This is a genomic window from Nitrospira sp., from assembly GCA_024760545.1.
Taxonomy (GTDB): domain Bacteria; phylum Nitrospirota; class Nitrospiria; order Nitrospirales; family Nitrospiraceae; genus Nitrospira_D.
In genome coordinates this window covers 3,886,546-3,903,279 of record CP060501.1, presented here as the reverse complement: position 1 = coordinate 3,903,279, position 16,734 = coordinate 3,886,546, and the positions used below count along the sequence as shown (strand labels likewise).

General features: G+C 56.1%; 14 protein-coding genes and 1 pseudogene. 7 read left to right on the top strand and 8 right to left on the bottom strand.

Annotated elements, in window-relative coordinates:
* Positions 1-113: 113 nt before the first annotated feature.
* Positions 114-1,319 (top strand): HipA domain-containing protein, encoded by a 1,206-nt coding sequence (locus H8K03_18390; protein UVT19732.1) that lies wholly within the window; start codon positions 114-116, stop codon positions 1,317-1,319.
* A complete protein-coding gene (locus H8K03_18385) occupies positions 1,268-1,468 on the top strand; it encodes a helix-turn-helix transcriptional regulator (protein UVT19731.1) in 201 nt (66 codons plus the stop codon). The genes H8K03_18390 and H8K03_18385 overlap by 52 nt, the downstream gene beginning before the upstream one ends.
* Positions 1,469-1,868: 400 nt before the next feature.
* On the opposite strand, the gene H8K03_18380 is transcribed toward H8K03_18385, so the two are convergent.
* On the bottom strand, positions 1,869-2,222 hold the full coding sequence (locus H8K03_18380) for a hypothetical protein (GenBank protein ID UVT19730.1): 354 nt from the start codon (positions 2,220-2,222) through the stop codon (positions 1,869-1,871).
* Between the two features lie 319 nt (positions 2,223-2,541).
* On the opposite strand from H8K03_18380, the gene H8K03_18375 reads away from it, so the two are divergent.
* The 5 genes and pseudogenes from H8K03_18375 (at position 2,542) to H8K03_18355 (ending at position 5,580) form a co-directional block, all read left to right on the top strand.
* The gene (locus tag H8K03_18375) at positions 2,542-2,913 is read left to right on the top strand and encodes a helix-turn-helix transcriptional regulator (GenBank protein UVT19729.1); all 372 of its coding nucleotides are present in this window, start codon (positions 2,542-2,544) and stop codon (positions 2,911-2,913) included.
* Positions 2,910-3,383 (top strand): VOC family protein, encoded by a 474-nt coding sequence (locus tag H8K03_18370; GenBank protein ID UVT19728.1) that lies wholly within the window; start codon positions 2,910-2,912, stop codon positions 3,381-3,383. Before H8K03_18375 ends, H8K03_18370 begins: the two co-directional genes overlap by 4 nt.
* The gene (locus tag H8K03_18365; protein ID UVT19727.1) at positions 3,383-3,805 is read left to right on the top strand and encodes an arsenate reductase ArsC; all 423 of its coding nucleotides are present in this window, start codon (positions 3,383-3,385) and stop codon (positions 3,803-3,805) included. Before H8K03_18370 ends, H8K03_18365 begins: the two co-directional genes overlap by 1 nt.
* Positions 3,802-4,926, top strand: coding sequence for an ACR3 family arsenite efflux transporter (gene arsB / locus H8K03_18360; GenBank protein UVT19726.1), 1,125 nt, complete (start codon positions 3,802-3,804; stop codon positions 4,924-4,926). Before H8K03_18365 ends, arsB begins: the two co-directional genes overlap by 4 nt.
* A 113-nt stretch (positions 4,927-5,039) precedes the next feature.
* Positions 5,040-5,580, top strand: a pseudogene (locus tag H8K03_18355) (substrate-binding domain-containing protein).
* A 36-nt stretch (positions 5,581-5,616) separates the two neighbouring features.
* Here the strand turns inward: H8K03_18355 and H8K03_18350 are convergent.
* From H8K03_18350 to H8K03_18320, 7 genes are all read right to left on the bottom strand, one after another.
* The gene (locus H8K03_18350; GenBank protein UVT19725.1) at positions 5,617-6,906 is read right to left on the bottom strand and encodes a TolC family protein; all 1,290 of its coding nucleotides are present in this window, start codon (positions 6,904-6,906) and stop codon (positions 5,617-5,619) included.
* 779 nt (positions 6,907-7,685) lie between these two features.
* Positions 7,686-9,587 (bottom strand): cation-translocating P-type ATPase, encoded by a 1,902-nt coding sequence (locus H8K03_18345; GenBank protein UVT19724.1) that lies wholly within the window; start codon positions 9,585-9,587, stop codon positions 7,686-7,688.
* A 17-nt stretch (positions 9,588-9,604) separates the two neighbouring features.
* The gene (locus H8K03_18340; protein ID UVT19723.1) at positions 9,605-9,910 is read right to left on the bottom strand and encodes a hypothetical protein; all 306 of its coding nucleotides are present in this window, start codon (positions 9,908-9,910) and stop codon (positions 9,605-9,607) included.
* A gap of 30 nt (positions 9,911-9,940) precedes the next feature.
* A complete protein-coding gene (locus H8K03_18335; protein UVT19722.1) occupies positions 9,941-10,795 on the bottom strand; it encodes a hypothetical protein in 855 nt (284 codons plus the stop codon).
* Between the two features lie 265 nt (positions 10,796-11,060).
* Positions 11,061-14,204, bottom strand: coding sequence for an efflux RND transporter permease subunit (locus H8K03_18330; protein UVT19721.1), 3,144 nt, complete (start codon positions 14,202-14,204; stop codon positions 11,061-11,063).
* 29 nt (positions 14,205-14,233) lie between these two features.
* On the bottom strand, positions 14,234-15,469 hold the full coding sequence (locus tag H8K03_18325; protein ID UVT19720.1) for an efflux RND transporter periplasmic adaptor subunit: 1,236 nt from the start codon (positions 15,467-15,469) through the stop codon (positions 14,234-14,236).
* Positions 15,466-16,719 (bottom strand): TolC family protein, encoded by a 1,254-nt coding sequence (locus H8K03_18320; protein ID UVT19719.1) that lies wholly within the window; start codon positions 16,717-16,719, stop codon positions 15,466-15,468. The genes H8K03_18325 and H8K03_18320 overlap by 4 nt, the downstream gene beginning before the upstream one ends.
* Positions 16,720-16,734: the final 15 nt, after the last annotated feature.

The following is a 16,734-nucleotide window of genomic DNA, read 5'->3' as shown; positions in this document are numbered from 1 at the left end:
CGTTGAATCTGAATTGGTAAACTTTGGTTTACCACAGAATCAATAACATATTAACAGTAAAATATAGTTTACCCTTTTAAATTAAATTCGTTCATGGTAAATTATAATTTACCATGGCAAACTTACTTTGGGGAAACATCTATTATAAGGACCACTTCGCAGGAATCCTGCGCCAGGAACCAGGAGACCGGACTTCTTTTACCTATCATGAAAGTTACTTTTCCTCTGGTCAGCCGTCCATAGCGCATACTCTTCCTCTTCAGACAGAGCCCGTGATATCGGAGTCCGGGCTGCCGCCATTCTTTGACAACCTGGTCGCAGAAGGCTGGCTGGAAGAAGCGCAGACGCGCCTACTGGCCAAGCGCCGGGCCTCGCGCTTTGAATTGCTGTTGGCTTTCGGGCAGGACTGCGCTGGCGCCGTCTCCGTGATCGATCCGGAACCGCAGGAGCGCGGCACCATCCAACCTGACAACCCCATGGACATGGCGGTCATGGCCGGGCGGGCATCGCTCTCGGGTATCCAGCCCAAGTTGGCCCTCATCGAGGAGGATGGAAAATTCAGGCCGGCGCGCGCGAGGGAATTGAGCACGCATATCGGAAAATTCCCGTCGCCGCGTCATGAGGACCTGACGGCCAATGAATACCTGACAACGATGGCGCTCAAGGCGCTGCTGCCCGACGACAGCATTGTTCATCTGTACATGGGACGCATTGAGGGCTTTACCGATCAGGCGCTGATCATCAAGCGTTTTGACCGGACAGCGGACAGCCAACGGATACATTTCGAGGAGTTTAACCAGTTGCTGGGCAACCCTTCCGAGGCAAAATACAGCGGAAGCCACCAAAGCATGGCGGATTTCCTTCGGCAGACGCCGGGCTGCCTGCCCGCCGAGATCTACAAGCTCTATTTGCGCATCCTCGCCGGGGTTCTGCTCGGCAACACCGACATGCATCTAAAGAACTTCGCCATGTTCCATACCGATACCGGCTTGCGATTGTCACCCGCGTACGACGCCGTATCGGCAGTCTTGTATGGATATAAGACCATTGCGCTATCGATCGGCGGTGCTACGAATATTTCGATAGTGAATTTGAAGCCGCAGACACTGATCCGATTGGGTGAGGATTTCGGTTTATCCACAGACGCTATGGCGATGGCAACGGGTCAGCTGGATCGACGCCGGCAGGCCGCCAGGGAGGCCATCGCGAAGAGCAAGATCGGCAGCAATTCGATAAAAGATGAAATATTCTCACACATGGACAAACGATGGAACGGAACCTTCGCCTTGATTGGCAAGGCCTTGTCGAAGAAGCGGTAAGGCGCCGCAAGGAACAGAAATTAAGCCAGAAGAAGCTGGCCGTGCTGGCGGGTGTCAGCGGCCCGACGGTTAATGATTTCGAACAGAAACGGTCGACCATTACGCTGGGATCAGCTCTGAAAATCCTCAGATGCCTGGGGCTGGCTTGAAGCGATGCTGGTCCAGGAAACTTGGAACGGTGGCATCGGTGGTTCAACGAGTTGGACGAGCGACTCGCACCCGGCTGATGTTTCCAGTGTCCCCAGGCCTTCCGCCGGGTGGGACTCGCTTCGTCCGGACTGCTGCAGCATGGTTGCAGTTAAAGACGCGGCAGTAGCTGGAGCCTATGGCTGTGCTAAGGTGTCGATGTGGGTAGATCTTCACGCCGGTAATGGCGATGAGCCAGGGACAGATTCTCGATATTCTCCCCCGCCATAAGGGGCGAGGGAGATATCATCGTCCCATAGCGGGCACCACGCGCTAATCAAGTTTCTTCAGTTCTTTCTCGATCATCTCGGCTTTCAGTGGGAAAAACCCATCCTTGATCACCACCTGTTGCCCTTCTTTGCTCTAGATGAATTTGACGAATTCTCTGACGATAGGATCCAAAGGTTTATTCGGCACCTTGTTGACATAGAGGTAGAGATGGCGCCAGAGCGGATAGGATCCATTGTCCGCGTTTTGTTGGTTGGCCTCTTGATACGGCATGCCGTCCTTCTCTGCCAGTGGAACGGTGCGGACGTTCGAGGTGAGATATCCTATACCGCTATAGCCGATACCCGCCTGGTCTTCACTTATACCTTGGACCACGGAGGCTGAGCCCGGCTGTTCTTTGACTTCGTCCTTGAAATCCCCGTTTTTGAGGGCATGTTCCTTGAAGAATCCATAGGTACAAGTGAAAACATTACGGCTCTGAGATCCCATGTTCTGAGGATAACTTCATGAACAACATGTTGGTGCGCAACAATCACAGTGAATAACTGACTGATGAGCATGTTGCCTCATTTCTAATCGTTCGTCGTCTCAAGAATAGATGAAACGGTGGTGGCGACCTAGGACAGCTCGACGCTGTCCATCACGCGTCTCTCCGTCGTGAAAGACTCGGGCGAAGGATCCGCGGGGTGCGGGCAGTGTCTGAGAAAGGATCATCGAAGGTGTCTGATGAGGTTTCATCGCGGCCGTCACAGAGACAAGAGGGAAGGGGAGGGTTGACTCATTATAATTTGTCTAGTATTCTGGACATATGGACACTAAACAAGCTCTCGCCGCCTTTGATTCGCTCTCACAGGATACCCGCCTGCGGGTGTTTCGTATGCTCGTGAAATATGGACCGTCTGGTGCGTCGGCCGGTTCACTGAGCGAGGCCTTGCAGATCCCTCACAATACGCTTTCGTTTCACTTGTCGCATATGAGTCATGCAGATCTTGTCGTGTCGCGTCGAGAAGGTCGCTCCATTATCTACAGTGCTAATTTCGAATTTTTCTCAGGGTTGATCCGCTTCATGGTCGAAGACTGCTGCAGGATCGAGTTTGCCAGCATCCGCAATGATAAAAAGCGGAAATGTTCGATCATTGAATTGTCCAACTGCTGCGAAGCAAAGGAGAAAACATCATGAAACGCCTTCACATCCATGTCGGTGTCGAAAATATCGAACAGGCCATTCCCTTCTATAGTGCCCTGTTCGGCGCGGAGCCAGTCAAAACCAAAGCGGACTATGCGAAGTGGCTGCTCGATGACCCGCACGTGAATTTTGCGGTTTCGACCCGCGCCAGCAAGAAGGGTGTCGACCATCTCGGGATTCAAGTTGATGACACTGGCGAGCTGGATGAATTACGCGGACGGATGAAAAGCGCAGCGTTGCCCGTGTTTGATGAAGGTGAAACGGTCTGTTGCTATGCCAAGTCCGATAAAACTTGGGTGCAAGACCCTGCGGGCGTGGCATGGGAAACCTACCGGACGATGGAAGACGCCCAGATTTTTGCTGAGAAACCCGTTAGCCCAGAAAGTGCCTGCTGCACACCGGAAACGATGGGCACGCCGAATTGCTGCGAGCCTTCCGAGAACACAGCGGGATGTTGCGGCTGATGGAAAAGCATCCGCTCAAAGTGCTGGTGCTGTGTACGGGAAATTCCTGCCGCTCCATTATGGCCGAAGCCCTGATTAACCATTTCGGCCAAGGCTGCTATCAGGCCTGGAGCGCCGGAACCGTGCCCGCGCGTTATGTTCACCCGAAGTCGATCGAGACGCTACAACGCCATGGTATCAATCCTGGGAATCCAAGCAGCAAGTCAGTGGATGAAGTCGCTTGGCAAGCATACAACCTCATCATCACGGTTTGCGACCGAGCCGCCGGAGAGAGCTGCCCGCTATTCCCCGGCAAGGCGAAGAAACTGCATTGGAGTACACCTGATCCGGCGAAAGTCACCGGATCCGAGGCCGAAAAAGACGCGGCGTTTGATCAGGCGTTTTTCATGCTCAAGAACCGTATTGAGGAATTACTGAAATGACGGCACCCGCGAGCAAACAACTCAATCTCTTTGAGCGGTATCTCACCCTCTGGGTCGCTGGCTGCATGGCGGCGGGGGTTATCCTTGGGAAGGCCTTGCCTGATGTCGTTCAGACCTTCCGAAGTCTGGAATTCGGTGAAGGGAGCCACATCAATTTCCCCATCGCCATGTTGATCTGGTTGATGATCATTCCGATGATGATGAAGGTGGACTTTGCCTCCGTGCGCAATGTCAGCAAGCGGCCGAAAGGCCTGGCCGTGACGTTGGTGATCAACTGGCTGGTGAAGCCGTTCTCGATGGCCTTCTTCGCGTGGCTGTTCTTTCGCTACATCTTTTCCGCCTGGGTCACGCCGGGGGAAGCTGACCAATATATCGCGGGTTCGATCATCCTGGCGGCAGCGCCATGTACCGCTATGGTGTTCGTCTGGAGTTATCTCACGGACGGCGATCCCGGCTACACCTTGGTTCAGGTAGCAGTCAACGATCTCATTATGCTCGTCCTATTCGCGCCGATCGTCGGGTTTCTGGTCAGCGGGGCGTCATCGCTCAGCGTTCCATTTGAAGTACTCTTCTATTCAGTCCTTGCGTTCATTGTGATTCCGTTGACCATCGGCATTGCGGCGCGGATGTGGTTCATCGGTCAGTACGGAAAAGAATGGTTCGAAGCGAACATAATAGGCCGGTTCGGTCCTGTCACCATTGTGGCATTGCTGCTCACCCTGGTGCTGATATTCGCCTTTCAGGCGGAGAACATTACCGGGAAACTCTGGCATGTAATCTTGATCGCCATTCCGATTTTGCTCCAGGTCTACTTGAATGCGTCGCTGGCGTATGGGTCGATGAAATGGCTCAAGGTGCCGTATTCGGTGGCGGCTCCGGGCGCATTGATCGGAGCTAGCAATTTCTTTGAATTGGCCGTCGCCACGGCGATCGCGCTCTTTGGTGTTGAATCCGGTGCCGCTCTGGTGACAGTGGTCGGCGTGCTGGTGGAAGTGCCTGTGATGCTCTCCATCTGTCGGGTCTGCAACCAGACACGGCATTGGTTCCCCCCAGAGTCTCAAGAAAGAGATGGCCAGCCTTCACAACTCGTTCACGCTCGCGAGCCGGCTACGCTCCAGTAACTCAACTCGGGTCTCCCTCAAACATCAACCTTTATGCATGATGAAAGGAGGTCGCAATGAACAGAGCAATTACCTGGTCCGGTCTGGGGTGTGTCGCCCTTCTTGGGGCGTTTATGTCCAACAGTTCTCCGGTCTATGCCGATAACGTGGTCACGCTCGACCCCGGTTTGAAAGCCTACGTCAAGGTCAGCGGGGTATCCGGCAATGTCAACAGCATCGGCTCGGATACGCTCAATAATCTGATGACCCTCTGGGCCCGAAGGATTTCGCAAACAATATCCCAGCGTCAAAATTCAGATCGAAGGCAAGGGTTCGAGCACCGCTCCACCGGCATTGATCGAAGGCACGGCGCAGTTTGGGCCGATGTCCCGCTCGATGAAAAATACCGAGATCGATGCCTTCGAAAAGAAACACAGATATAAACCCACCGCGATCCCCGTCGCCATTGATGCGCTTGCGGTCTACGTCAACAAGGACAATCCGATACAAGGACTCACGATGGCGCAAGTCGATGCGATCTTCTCCAAGAGCCGCCGCTGGGGCCACGATGGCAACATTCGGATGTGGAAAGAGGCCGGCTTTGCTGACGGGCTGGGCGATAGTCCGATCAGTATCTATGGGCGGAATTCCGCCTCAGGTACAACAAGACTTTTTTTGCGCAGGAACTGTCGCATGCCCATACCTCCCTTCTTAGCTGTTTTTATTCAGACCAGTTCCGATCACCTGTTCGAGTTCCGCAAGACGATGCTCCCGCTCGACCAGCGCTCGGTAGTATTCATGCTGAAATCCCCTCCAGGCTCGTTGCGTATCAATAAGATCCAGAAACCCTCCCCTTCCCACGCGATACCCCACTCGCGCGGCTTCAAGGTTCTGTACGGCCTGAGGAAGGATCGTGGTGTGATACAACTTGGCCACCTGTTCACTCGCCCGAACCTTGGCTAGGAGGTCTTTGACCTGAAAGCGAGTCATGTTTTCTAACGTGTGCCGCTGTGCCCGCGCGGCTTCAACCGACGCGACAGCTTCTTGCAGACCAGCGTCATACTTCGGTTTGGTCCAGAACGAAAAGGGGATGGTCATCGCCACGTAGGCGCCGAATCCATCGCTGGCTTGAAAGTTCTGAAAGCGCTGAAACGCCACGTTGAAGTCCGGGTAGTACTGACGCTGGGCAAGCGCGCGAGTTTGTTCACTATGTCGAACAGCCAGTTCTGCGGCTTTCAACTCCGGCCTAGTGTCCAGTGCAAGACGATGCAGATCGTTGATGGTTATGTCGATCGGCATCAGAGACGGCTCCTGAGGAACGCCCAAAGGCGATAGAGGGTCCCTGTCCAGGAGGGTGTTCAGCAGCGCTGCTGCGGTCTCGCGACGCTGTTCCAGAACGGGAAGTTGCTGGTGCAACACAGATAGCTCGACCTGAGCCTTGAGCACATCGGCCTGCGATCCCTTCCTCGTCCGGAACTTCACGTTCGCAATCTCGAAGAACTGCCTGAGCAATTCGACCTGTTCATAATGAATCTGGATTGCCTTGTGCGCAAGAAACAGGTCGTAGTAAGCCTCCTTGACGCGAGCGATCAGTTCCCTTTCTTTCCCATGGAGAACCTGTTCTGTCATTTCGGCCGACCGGCTCGCTATTTCGCTCTTCAGAGCTAGTTTGCCGGGGAACGGGAGATTCTGCGAAAGACCGAAAATGCTGTTCTGCGTCTGCGTGACGTTGAAGGTCTGCGGAAAATTCCACAAGTGCACGGACAGCGTGGGATCATCCAGCGATCGAGCTTGCACAATCCGTTGCGAGGCGGCTTCCCATTGCCTGCGCGCCGCCACAAGTTCCGGATTTCTGGCCAAGGCTTCCGGGATCAAATCTGGTAACGCCAAGGACGATTGTGCAGCCTGATCGGCGGCATCGACGGCATGGCGTCCATCTACCGCGAGGGTCATGCTCAGGACTGTTATGGCCAGCAGCAAAAATCGAATTGAGCGAGTCATGGGATGGTCCTTCCCAGAGCTTTCCTGCCCGCATCTCAGGCTTTCGTCCCGCTACAGAGGAAACGGCGGGATGAGCTCGCGTGCGGAGCCGGGCAGATAACGCTATGATGAAACGATAGAAGGAAGAACCGGAAAGATCAGATTCGAAGTACTGTGCTCGCAAGAGACTGATGCGGAGGAGAACTTGATTCGAGATTGCAATATAGACTGGAAATCTGTACCAGCCGAGGGCTTACCGTGGGAAGCGTAGGCAACGTATGGTCTGCCGACCTCTATCCCTCGTCCATGTTACCCGTCAACGGTATTTCTAATTCATCAGCCCTCGATCGGCGAATGCAAACAAATCCACCGTTCTCCTGGATGCACAGGGGAAAATCTACTTCAGCGGCATGCCGACTCATGAGGCTCCTTGCTCATCAGTCTGACTCCTCTCGTCATTCTTACAACAAGCAGACATTTCTGGGCCTGGCTCACCTTTCTAACACTATAGGCCGCATTGGGCTTGAGCGCCCAAAGTGAGCCGGCTGCGCCGTAACCCCAATGCCTGCCCTCTCCGCTTGCCAGCCATATCAAGATACCCACCTCACAATCTCGCATAATTCGGCAAGTACAAATAATCCAAGAGAGATCGGTAGACTCATGAATCCTACTCCAGCCTTATAATTAGCTGATTCCTGCGCCCTAAACCCGATCCAATCGTACTTCCAAAATCTTTAGCCTGGCATGATCGCTTCTACATCAATCTCGTAGGAGCTGCTGGAGAACCTCGATTAGGGGCTTTAGGTCGTCCGAGCGACCCGGAGACCATTGGCGACGGCGATCAGTTCACTGACTTCATGGACAACGACGGCCAAGGCCACACTCAGGACACCGCTTACGGCCAAAGGAATGAGAATGGCCAGCAATAGAAGGGAGAAGACGATGTTCTGCGTGCTAATCCGCTTCGCTCTGAACGCAAGCCGCAGTACCTCAGGCACTTTCGCCAGATCATCGGCCATCAGTGCCACATCTGCCGCCTCGATCGCCGCATCGGTTCCCGCAGCTCCCATGGCCACGCCGCAGGTTGCAGCCGCCAGGGCCGGCGCATCATTAATCCCATCGCCGACCATCAGAACCGGTCCGTGGCGACGTTCCAACTCCTTGACCGCTTCAACCTTGTCCTCCGGCTTGAGATCCGCCAGGCTGTCATCAAGGCCGAAGCTCTCCGCCACAGTTCGGGCCGTGCTCGCGTTATCTCCGGTCAGCATGACCGAGCGGAGCCCCATGCGGCGGAGCTCAAGGATGACATCCTTCACGCCGTCGCGGACACGATCCTGCAAGATGAGCAGGCCGTACAGGTTGTGATTCGTCCCAACGAGGACGACAGTTTTTCCCTGGGCTTGCTGTGTCTGCACCTTCTCTCGGACTGCGTCCAATGGGATCCCTAGTTCTTCGAACAGCGCCGGACTGCCGACATACCACCTCACGCCATCAGAAGACACTGCGGTAGCCCCCACGCCGGTCAGAGCCTCAAACTTCTGCATTGGTCTTAGAGCAAGCCCTTCAGCCCGTGCCTTCTCAAGGACGGCCCGCGCCAGCGGATGTTCAGAGCCATGCTCGATGCCGGCCGCGACCGCGAGCAATTCACCTGGTGAGCCGTTGAGAGTGATGAGGTCTGTGACAACCGGCTTGCCGGCAGTAAGGGTACCCGTCTTATCGAAGGCTGCCACGCGGATCCTCCCGAGATGCTCCAGATGCACGCCGCCTTTGATGAGAATGCCATGCTTGCCGGCCCAGCCAATCGCGGCAGCAGTCGCCACGGGCGTCGACATCACCAGCGCGCATGGCGCAGCTGCGACTAAGAGCACCACCGCGCGCTCGGCCCAATTCTCCAGCGGCAAACCGAGAAGCCAGGGTACAAGGAGAAACCCCACCGACACCAGCAACACGGCGGGGCTGTAGCGGCGACCGAAGCGCTCGATCCACTGCTGTGCTTGCCCCTTGCGCTCCTGCGCCGCCTCCACGAGATGAATAATCTTGGCCAGGGTGTTGTCTTGAAACGACGCGGTCGCCTCGATCTCCAGGAGGCCTTGCCGGTTGAGGGTGCCTGCGAAGACCTTCATGCCAGGGACCTTATCGACCGGAATGGATTCACCGGTGACTGCCGCTTCGTCTAGGCTGGAATTTCCGATCCGAATCACCCCGTCGGTTGGAATGGTCTCGCCAGGCCGGGAGAGGAACCGGTTTCCCACCTGCAGAGCTTCGGCGGGAATCGTGACTTCCTGGCCATTGCGAAGGACATGTGCCTCTTTGGGCGCCAAGTCCAAGAGCGCGCGGATCGCCGAGCGCGTGCGCGCGTAGGTATATTCTTCCAGGCCCTCGGCTGACCCATAGAGAAACACCAGGAAGGCGGCTTCATCCCACAGCCCCAGGATGCCGGACCCGACGGTGGCCGCCATCATGAGGAAGTCGATCCCGATGACCCGTTCGTGGATCAGGGACTCCAGGGCTTCCCAGCCCCAGTGGTAGCCGCCCAGCGGAATGGCCACAAAATAGAACAGGGCCTCGGTCCGCTCAGAGACCGCACCCAGATAAGCCAACGCAAATCCCACGCCCGCCAGCATGCCGGCTATCAGCGCATTACGCAGAACCGGGTATTGCCACCATGAGCCCGCAAAGCCGCCGTTATGGTTTCGGTCCATCACCTGCTCCTCGGTGTTCATCGGCCCTTACCTGCTACCGTGAAGGCGGTGCACCTGAAGCTCTCATTCAACTTCTCCCTCTTTCGTTTTTTAGAGGAGATCGCTGCGTTGCTTTTCGAATTCTTCTTTGCTGATCTCCCCACGGCGTAGCGCTTTTTCAGAATCTCCAACGCTGATTCCGGTTCTCCAAATGCCGACGCCCTTCTTTCCTGCCGCAGCAGCGACTTGATCCACAGGACAAGCGCAACAATCAGTAGTGCCCAAAAGGCGATCATGAAGACAGACCCCGTCCAGCCCCAAGGCCCCATCATTGGTTCATGCATGGCTGTCTCCTTTATATTTATGCCGTCTCTTCATTGCAGGGTTTCCCCGAGTTCCTGTTCGGTCGCACATGGTTTTAGCCGCAGCGACCGGCCTGCCGCCTCCGCGATGTGTGTCATGGCGCGTTCCAGATTGACCCTCAGCTGAACTTCCTTCCGCCGCCGCTCTTCCGGCGGGAAGGTCGCGAGCGTTTTTCCTGGAATCAGCACGACGACATCCTCTGTGCTCCACACCGGTCCTTCACACTGGCCGGGCTGCACCGCCTCCACCTGCACCCGTACCGGCCGAAGCGCCCAGCCGAAGGCATACGCGCCGCCCCACCAGAGCGGGAGGTCGGTCAACAGATCGAATGCCATGTACGAGCCGATGGCTGCGGGATTCCATGCAGTCGCAAAACCGATAACCGTCAGATTAATGCTCGCGCTCAAGCCCCACCCACTCACCCAGTACTGCCAGCGGACGGCACCATAATCGAGAATGCGTCCTGTGACAATGTTATCGGCCCCGCTTTCGTCGGCAAGGGCACGGAGTTGCGCGTCGCTGAGATGTTCCCGTCGAAAGCCGAGATTGCCAAATAGACGCCTGGTCTCGGCGAACGGCAGGACTTGGAACCCCGGTTGCGCCGACAACTGTTCCGTCAAGAACCGTTGAGCTCTGAGCTCCACTTCCTCAACCAGTTGAGCCCGGAGATTCGGTTCGATCTCCGGAGACGGCGTCTCCTCAAACGTATGCATTTGTGTGCTCTTGGTGATGGGTGCCTCCAGCGTGATCTGTGCCACCACGATCTTCAGCGGAGGATCCGACGGCGGCAGCGCGTTCTGGACCACCAGCCAGCGCACCCACCGGTCACGCAGAGCAGGATCAGGGTGGGCACACCTAGGAGGCATGTCTGGCTGCGCATGCGGTTACTGGCTAGAGCCGCTACCCCCTTACCGCTCGTTTCGGCTATCATTGCCCTTCCCTCCCATGGGCACTCCACGGCTTATCTTGAATCCCGCTTTTCCTGCTCAGTTCATGATCACTTCGACCGTCGAGCACATGTTCCGCTCCGTGGATTCCCGCCGCCTTTACAGGCATAGCTCTAAACTGACTACGATCTTCTATCGTCCTACCCATCTTCACAGAGGAGGAACTCGCGCTGCATTAAACTTCTTACCCGTATGGCTTCGAAGATTCTTTAGTCTTATACCACCAATGTGCCCAGGCCTCTCGGAACCGCTCCTCCCACACATACAGCGTTGGAAGGACGAGAAGCGTGAGCGCAGTCGATGTCACAAGTCCGCCAATCACCACCGTCGCGAGTGGACGTTGCACCTCCGCACCAGCGGACGTTGAGAGAGCCATGGGTGCGAATCCCAAGCTGGCTACCAGCGCGGTCATCAAGACCGGACGCATGCGAACCAACGCCCCTTCATAGGCTGCGTCTTCCGCCGAGCGCCCCTGCTTGCGAAGATCTAAAATGTAGGACATCAACACGACACCGTTGAGCACCGCCACGCCGAAGAGCGCAATGAACCCGACGCCCGCGGAGATCGAAAAGGGCATGCCACGGAACACCAACGCCAGAATGCCTCCGGTTGCCGCCAGTGGCACATTGAGATAGATGAGCAGAGCCGGCCGGAGGCTATTGAAAGTCGCGTACAAGAGGACGAAGATAAGAAACAGTGCGATCGGTACGACAATCGCGAGCCGAGCAGACGCGCGCTGCAGATTTTTAAATTCGCCACCCCATTCAATCCAATATCCAGACGGCAGGGTCACGTGACTGGCCACCGCCTTCTGCGCTGCGCCAACAAATCCAGCGAGGTCTCGCCCGCGCACATTAGTTTCGACGGCCAGCCGCCGTTGAATGTTCTCCCGGCTGATTTGCGCCAGACCGGTTTCGATACGAATATTAGCTAATTGCCTGAGCGGAATGAGGCGACCCTGCGCATCGGCGATGCGAATATCCAGAATGCGCTCGAAATTCTTGCGGTCTTCAGGACTAAACCGCACTTGCATGAAAAAGCGACGGTTGCCTTGCACGACTTGACCGACAATTCGGCCCCCCAACGCTGTGACGGTATCCAAAATCTGCCCCGCATTGATGCCATAGCGAGCGATCTTTTCGCGGTCAATGGCCACTACGTGGTACGGCATTCCAGCCACCTGCTCAGACTTGGTGTCTGCCGCTCCGGGAACTTTTGACACCGCCCGGACGACCTGATCGCCGAGGCGGCGGAGGGTCTCCATATCTTCACCAAAAATGGTAATGGCGATGTCGGATCGCACCCCCGCAATCAATTCCTGGACCCGGAGCTCAATCGGCTGGGAATAACTGAACATGTTGCCGGGAACGGCCTTAGTCAGCGCCAGGTTGATCGCCTCAATCAAGTCGTCCTTCGTCCTGGCGGTCGTCCACTCCGAGTCAGGCTTCAAAATGAGATAGATGTCGCTAACCTCGACACCCATTGGATCGGTCGCGATTTCTGCTCGTCCAGTTCTCGATACAACTGTGGCCACTTCTGGAAACTCTTTGAGGACCTGCTCAATGCGGGTGGTGGTCCGAACTGATTCCTCTAAAGAGACGCTCGGCAGCCGCCATGCTTGCAGCGCGATGGTGCCTTCATCGAGCGTCGGAATGAACTCTGCGCCAAGAAAGGCGGCTACGCCGAGGCTGGTGGCAAACAGCGCAGCGGCAAGGCTTACGGCAATAGCCGGGCGCTGCATCGTCTTTGAGAGAAATGGGCGATACCATCGCTTGGCCTGACGAATGATCCAGGTCTCCTCCTCTTTCACGCCTTGGTTAAGGAACAGACTTGCCAGCACCGGCGTGACGGTCAAGGTCAGCACGAGAGACCCCACGAGCGCAAAGATGACGGTCACGGCCATCGGGCGAAACATCTTTCCTTCAATCCCTTGCAGGGTCAGAATCGGCAGGTAGACGATGATAATGATCCCGACCGCAAACACGATCGGACGGAGCACTTCTCGTCCTGCCTCGATGACCACCGTGCGCATCTGGTCTTCCGACATGCGCCGGTCACCCCCGGCGGCAGGCCGTCGCTCGGTCAAATGCCGGATGGTATTTTCAATCATGACGACGGAGGCATCGACGATCAGGCCGAAGTCGATCGCGCCGAGGCTCATCAGGTTGCCCGAGATGCCGGCGGTTAGCATCCCGGTGAACGCCACCAGCATGGAAAGCGGGATGGCGGCGGCGACGATAAGACCGGCCCGGAGATTTCCCAGAATGAGAAACAGCACGGCGATCACCAGCAGCGCACCCTCGGTCAAGTTAATACTGACGGTCTTGATGGTTTTTCTGACCAAATCGGTCCGATCGTAATAGGGTTCGATGGTCACACCGGCGGGCAAGGTTTTCTCGATTTGCTGTAGCTTGGTTTTCACCCGATCTACGACGACGCGTCCATTCTCACCAATGAGCATCATGACGATGCCCGTAACCACCTCGCCACGACCGTCGCGTGTGACCGCGCCTTGCCGGACCATCGGAGCGAACTGCGCCTTGCCCAAATTGCGAATATAAATCGGCGTCCCGTCATGTCCGGTCGCCACGATGATGTTGTCGATGTCATCCAGTGTCTGCACAAGGCCTTCGCCTCGGATCAAATACTGTTCCTGCGCATGTTCGATATAGCCCCCGCCGGAATTGGCATTGTTTTGTTCGAGCGCTCGGAAGACTTGCTCGAGCGGGATTTTGTAGGAGACCAGTTTGGCGGCGTCCAGTTGCACTTCATACGTCTTCAACTCTCCGCCATAGGTGTTAACTTCCACCACCCCAGGAACGGAGCGGAGCTTGAACGCGATGTCCCAATCGAGAATGGTCCGCAGCTCCATGAGGGAGTAGCCATCTCCCTTGACCTCGAACTGGAAGATCTCGCCCAATCCCGTGGAAATTGGTCCTAGCTCTGGGTTACCAAAACGCGGTCCGATCGCTTCGCGGGCCCGAGGCAATCGTTCCATCACCAGGCGCCGACAAAAGTAGATGTCCATTCCCTCGTCAAAATAGATGGTCACTGCCGAGAGCCCGAACCGGGAGACAGACCGAATCAGGGTGATACCAGGCAATCCGGACATCGCAGCCTCGACCGGGAAGGTGATGAATTGCTCGACCTCGACTGGGGAAAGGCCAGGCCCATTCGTGAGGATCTGGACTTGGTTCGGTGTTACGTCCGGAACGGCATCAATCGGCAGCTGCCGCATGGCATAGACGCCGCTGATGAGGATGAGCAGGGCAAACACCAGAATCAGAAAGCGGTTTGCTAGCGCAAATTCGAGGACTCGATTCAGCATAACAGGTGCTCTCCGAGTGGCATCAGCCGCTAACCTCCTCCACCTATCTGTTCTTTCAATAAGATCGATTTGAGATAGAAAGCCCCCGTCGTCACGATCTTCTCACCCTCATGCAAGCCGGAGCGAATCTCGCCGTACGGCGGTGATCGCCGTCCTACGGTCACCTGCCTCACCTCATACGTGCCTGGTTTGTTTTCCACAAACGCCACTGTCTTGTCGTTCACCTGGTGAAGAGCATCCAGCGGCGCGACGAGCGTATCATTGCCCCGCCCCGGCAAGATGACCGCAGCTCTGGCAAACATGCCGGGCCTGAGACGACGCTGGGAATTGGGTATTTCGATGCGCGCATCGACCGTGCGGGTTGCGGGATTCATGACGTCACTGAGATAGACGATTGCCCCCTTGAAGGTTTCGCCAGGAAGGGCGTCCACCATAATCTCCACATTGGCTCCCACTCGAACAGCTGCGAGATTCTGTTCATAGACATCAAGGATGATCCACACCGTAGCCAAGTCGACGACCGTAAAGGCCGTATCCTTCGGACTGATTAATTCTCCCAACGCGATCGTCCGTTCGATGACAGTGCCGTTCAAGGAAGAGACCAAAGGAAAATAGGAGAGGGGGTGCTTCTTACTACTCCAATCGATGTGATTGATGTCTTCCTCGGAGAGGCCGATGAGGCGTAACGCTTCATGCGCGGCGTGGAAGGCGGCAAGGCTCTTTTCATAGCGCCCCTTGGCGTCCAGGAATTCCTTTTCCGAGGTAATCTGTTGTTTGTACAGCCCTTCTTCCCGAACATAGTTCCGTTTATCGACATAGTGATTCGTCTTGGCCTGAAGGAAGTCGGATTTCTTTTGGCCCAGTTCAATACTATCCATGAGGGCCAGGACTTGCCCTGACTTCACGTGTTGACCAAGCACCGCCTTAACATCGATGACCCGGCCTTCGATGCGAGGGCTGAGGTGTGCCAGGCGGTATTCGTTGGGCTTGATCGTGGCCGTAGCCGTGATTTCATCCCGGAAGGAGCGGCGTTCGATGATTGCCGTCTGGAGTGCTTGTCCCTCGAGCGCCTCAGGTTGAACGGTTAGTTGGTGCGCCTCACCGGTCTCATGACCAGGTTGGATTCTCTCTTGCTCAGCGGGTGCCTTCTGCGCCGGTTGTGGTGCGGGACTGTCATTGCAGCCCAGGGCAAGGGAAACAAGCAGACTTCCCAAAAGAATACCGGCATTCACACTGATGCGAGACTCTTTAGTGCGCCAGCTCATCGAAGCTCCCCTGTCCAGCGTTCCAACCGCGCCATCTCGATGGAGAAACTCGCCTGTGCTTGCGCATACTCCAGCAACATTTGTCGATGCACTCGTTGGGCGTCAATGAATTCGAGCAGGCTCGCCGCGCCCTGCTGAAAACTTATCCTCGCGATCCTCAACGTTTCTTCCGCCTGTTTTAATAACCCTTTCTCATATACCCCGATCCGGTCCTGGGCGGCGTGGGCCTCCTCCACAGATTCGGTAATCGCTGCCACTAGTTCGTTTTGTAACCTCGCATGTTCTGCTTCAGCGCGTTGCTTCGCCGACAAGGCCCCTGTGATTTCTCCCTGCCGCCGATACCAGAGCGGTATGGGGACACTCAATCGAGCCAGGTAGGCCGTCTCGGCAGCTTCCTGTTGAAAGATGCCGGAGACGGTGACAAAGGGAATCAGCGATTGGCGTTCCTGCACAACGCTATGCTCCGCTCGTTCAATCTCTTTTTTGACACGACGGAGAGTCGGGTGCTGTGTTCTAGCGCTTGCAACCAAACCATCAGAGTTGAGTTCTAGCGGGGGTGAAACGAAGGTGCCCTGAACATCGAAGTTCTTACCGAGCAAGCCGCCGGTCAACGCATTCAGTCGAGAGCGTCCGACAACCAAGGTGTGTCTTGCATGATTCAGATCATTGCTTACCTTTTGCACTTCTACATTTGCTTTCAGGGCTTCAAATGGTCTCGCCTGCCCAGCATCCACCCTTGCCTTGACGCCGCGTAGGAAGTCCTGAACACTGGCGAGAGCTTCCATTATCAGTTTTTCATTGCGCTGTGCGAGAAGGAGTTGATAGAAGGCGATCTTTACCTCAGCAAGCAGATTCAAACGAGTCGCATCAACAGCCGCCTGGGATCCGGCGAGCGCGGCCTCTGCCGCCCGCTGACGGGCTTGACGCATACCCGGCCACTCCACCGGTTGGCTTACTGCCACTCCACGCTCGAAAAAACTGCTATCGCGGAGGCCCTCTCGCGTTCTGCCCGGTCCCAAGGTTCCGGTAATGGATGGATTAGGATAGGCCGCTGCAGTCACTTGAGCACCCCTCCCTTGATCGATGAGAGTGGCCGCTTCCTGCAAAGCGGGATTGTGTTTCAACGCCATATCGGTCATTTCGTCCAATCGATAGGAACGATTTTCTTGCGCCAGGACCACTGTGCAGCTCAGGAGAGCCGGCATGAGGAGGACTCCGACCAAAAGCAGAGTTCGCGGCAGATGTACCATGACAACTCCTCCTTA

Excerpts from the sequence above, each read along its gene's own strand:
- H8K03_18390 (UVT19732.1), top strand. The coding sequence starts at position 114 with ATGGCAAACTTACTTTGGGGAAACATCTATTATAAGGACCACTTCGCA.
- H8K03_18385 (UVT19731.1), top strand. The coding sequence starts at position 1,268 with ATGGAACGGAACCTTCGCCTTGATTGGCAAGGCCTTGTCGAAGAAGCG.
- H8K03_18380 (UVT19730.1), bottom strand. The coding sequence starts at position 2,222 with ATGGGATCTCAGAGCCGTAATGTTTTCACTTGTACCTATGGATTCTTC.
- H8K03_18375 (UVT19729.1), top strand. The coding sequence starts at position 2,542 with ATGGACACTAAACAAGCTCTCGCCGCCTTTGATTCGCTCTCACAGGAT.
- H8K03_18370 (UVT19728.1), top strand. The coding sequence starts at position 2,910 with ATGAAACGCCTTCACATCCATGTCGGTGTCGAAAATATCGAACAGGCC.
- H8K03_18365 (UVT19727.1), top strand. The coding sequence starts at position 3,383 with ATGGAAAAGCATCCGCTCAAAGTGCTGGTGCTGTGTACGGGAAATTCC.
- arsB (UVT19726.1), top strand. The coding sequence starts at position 3,802 with ATGACGGCACCCGCGAGCAAACAACTCAATCTCTTTGAGCGGTATCTC.
- H8K03_18350 (UVT19725.1), bottom strand. The coding sequence starts at position 6,906 with ATGACTCGCTCAATTCGATTTTTGCTGCTGGCCATAACAGTCCTGAGC.
- H8K03_18345 (UVT19724.1), bottom strand. The coding sequence starts at position 9,587 with ATGGACCGAAACCATAACGGCGGCTTTGCGGGCTCATGGTGGCAATAC.
- H8K03_18340 (UVT19723.1), bottom strand. The coding sequence starts at position 9,910 with ATGCATGAACCAATGATGGGGCCTTGGGGCTGGACGGGGTCTGTCTTC.
- H8K03_18335 (UVT19722.1), bottom strand. The coding sequence starts at position 10,795 with ATGCCTCCTAGGTGTGCCCACCCTGATCCTGCTCTGCGTGACCGGTGG.
- H8K03_18330 (UVT19721.1), bottom strand. The coding sequence starts at position 14,204 with ATGCTGAATCGAGTCCTCGAATTTGCGCTAGCAAACCGCTTTCTGATT.
- H8K03_18325 (UVT19720.1), bottom strand. The coding sequence starts at position 15,469 with ATGAGCTGGCGCACTAAAGAGTCTCGCATCAGTGTGAATGCCGGTATT.
- H8K03_18320 (UVT19719.1), bottom strand. The coding sequence starts at position 16,719 with ATGGTACATCTGCCGCGAACTCTGCTTTTGGTCGGAGTCCTCCTCATG.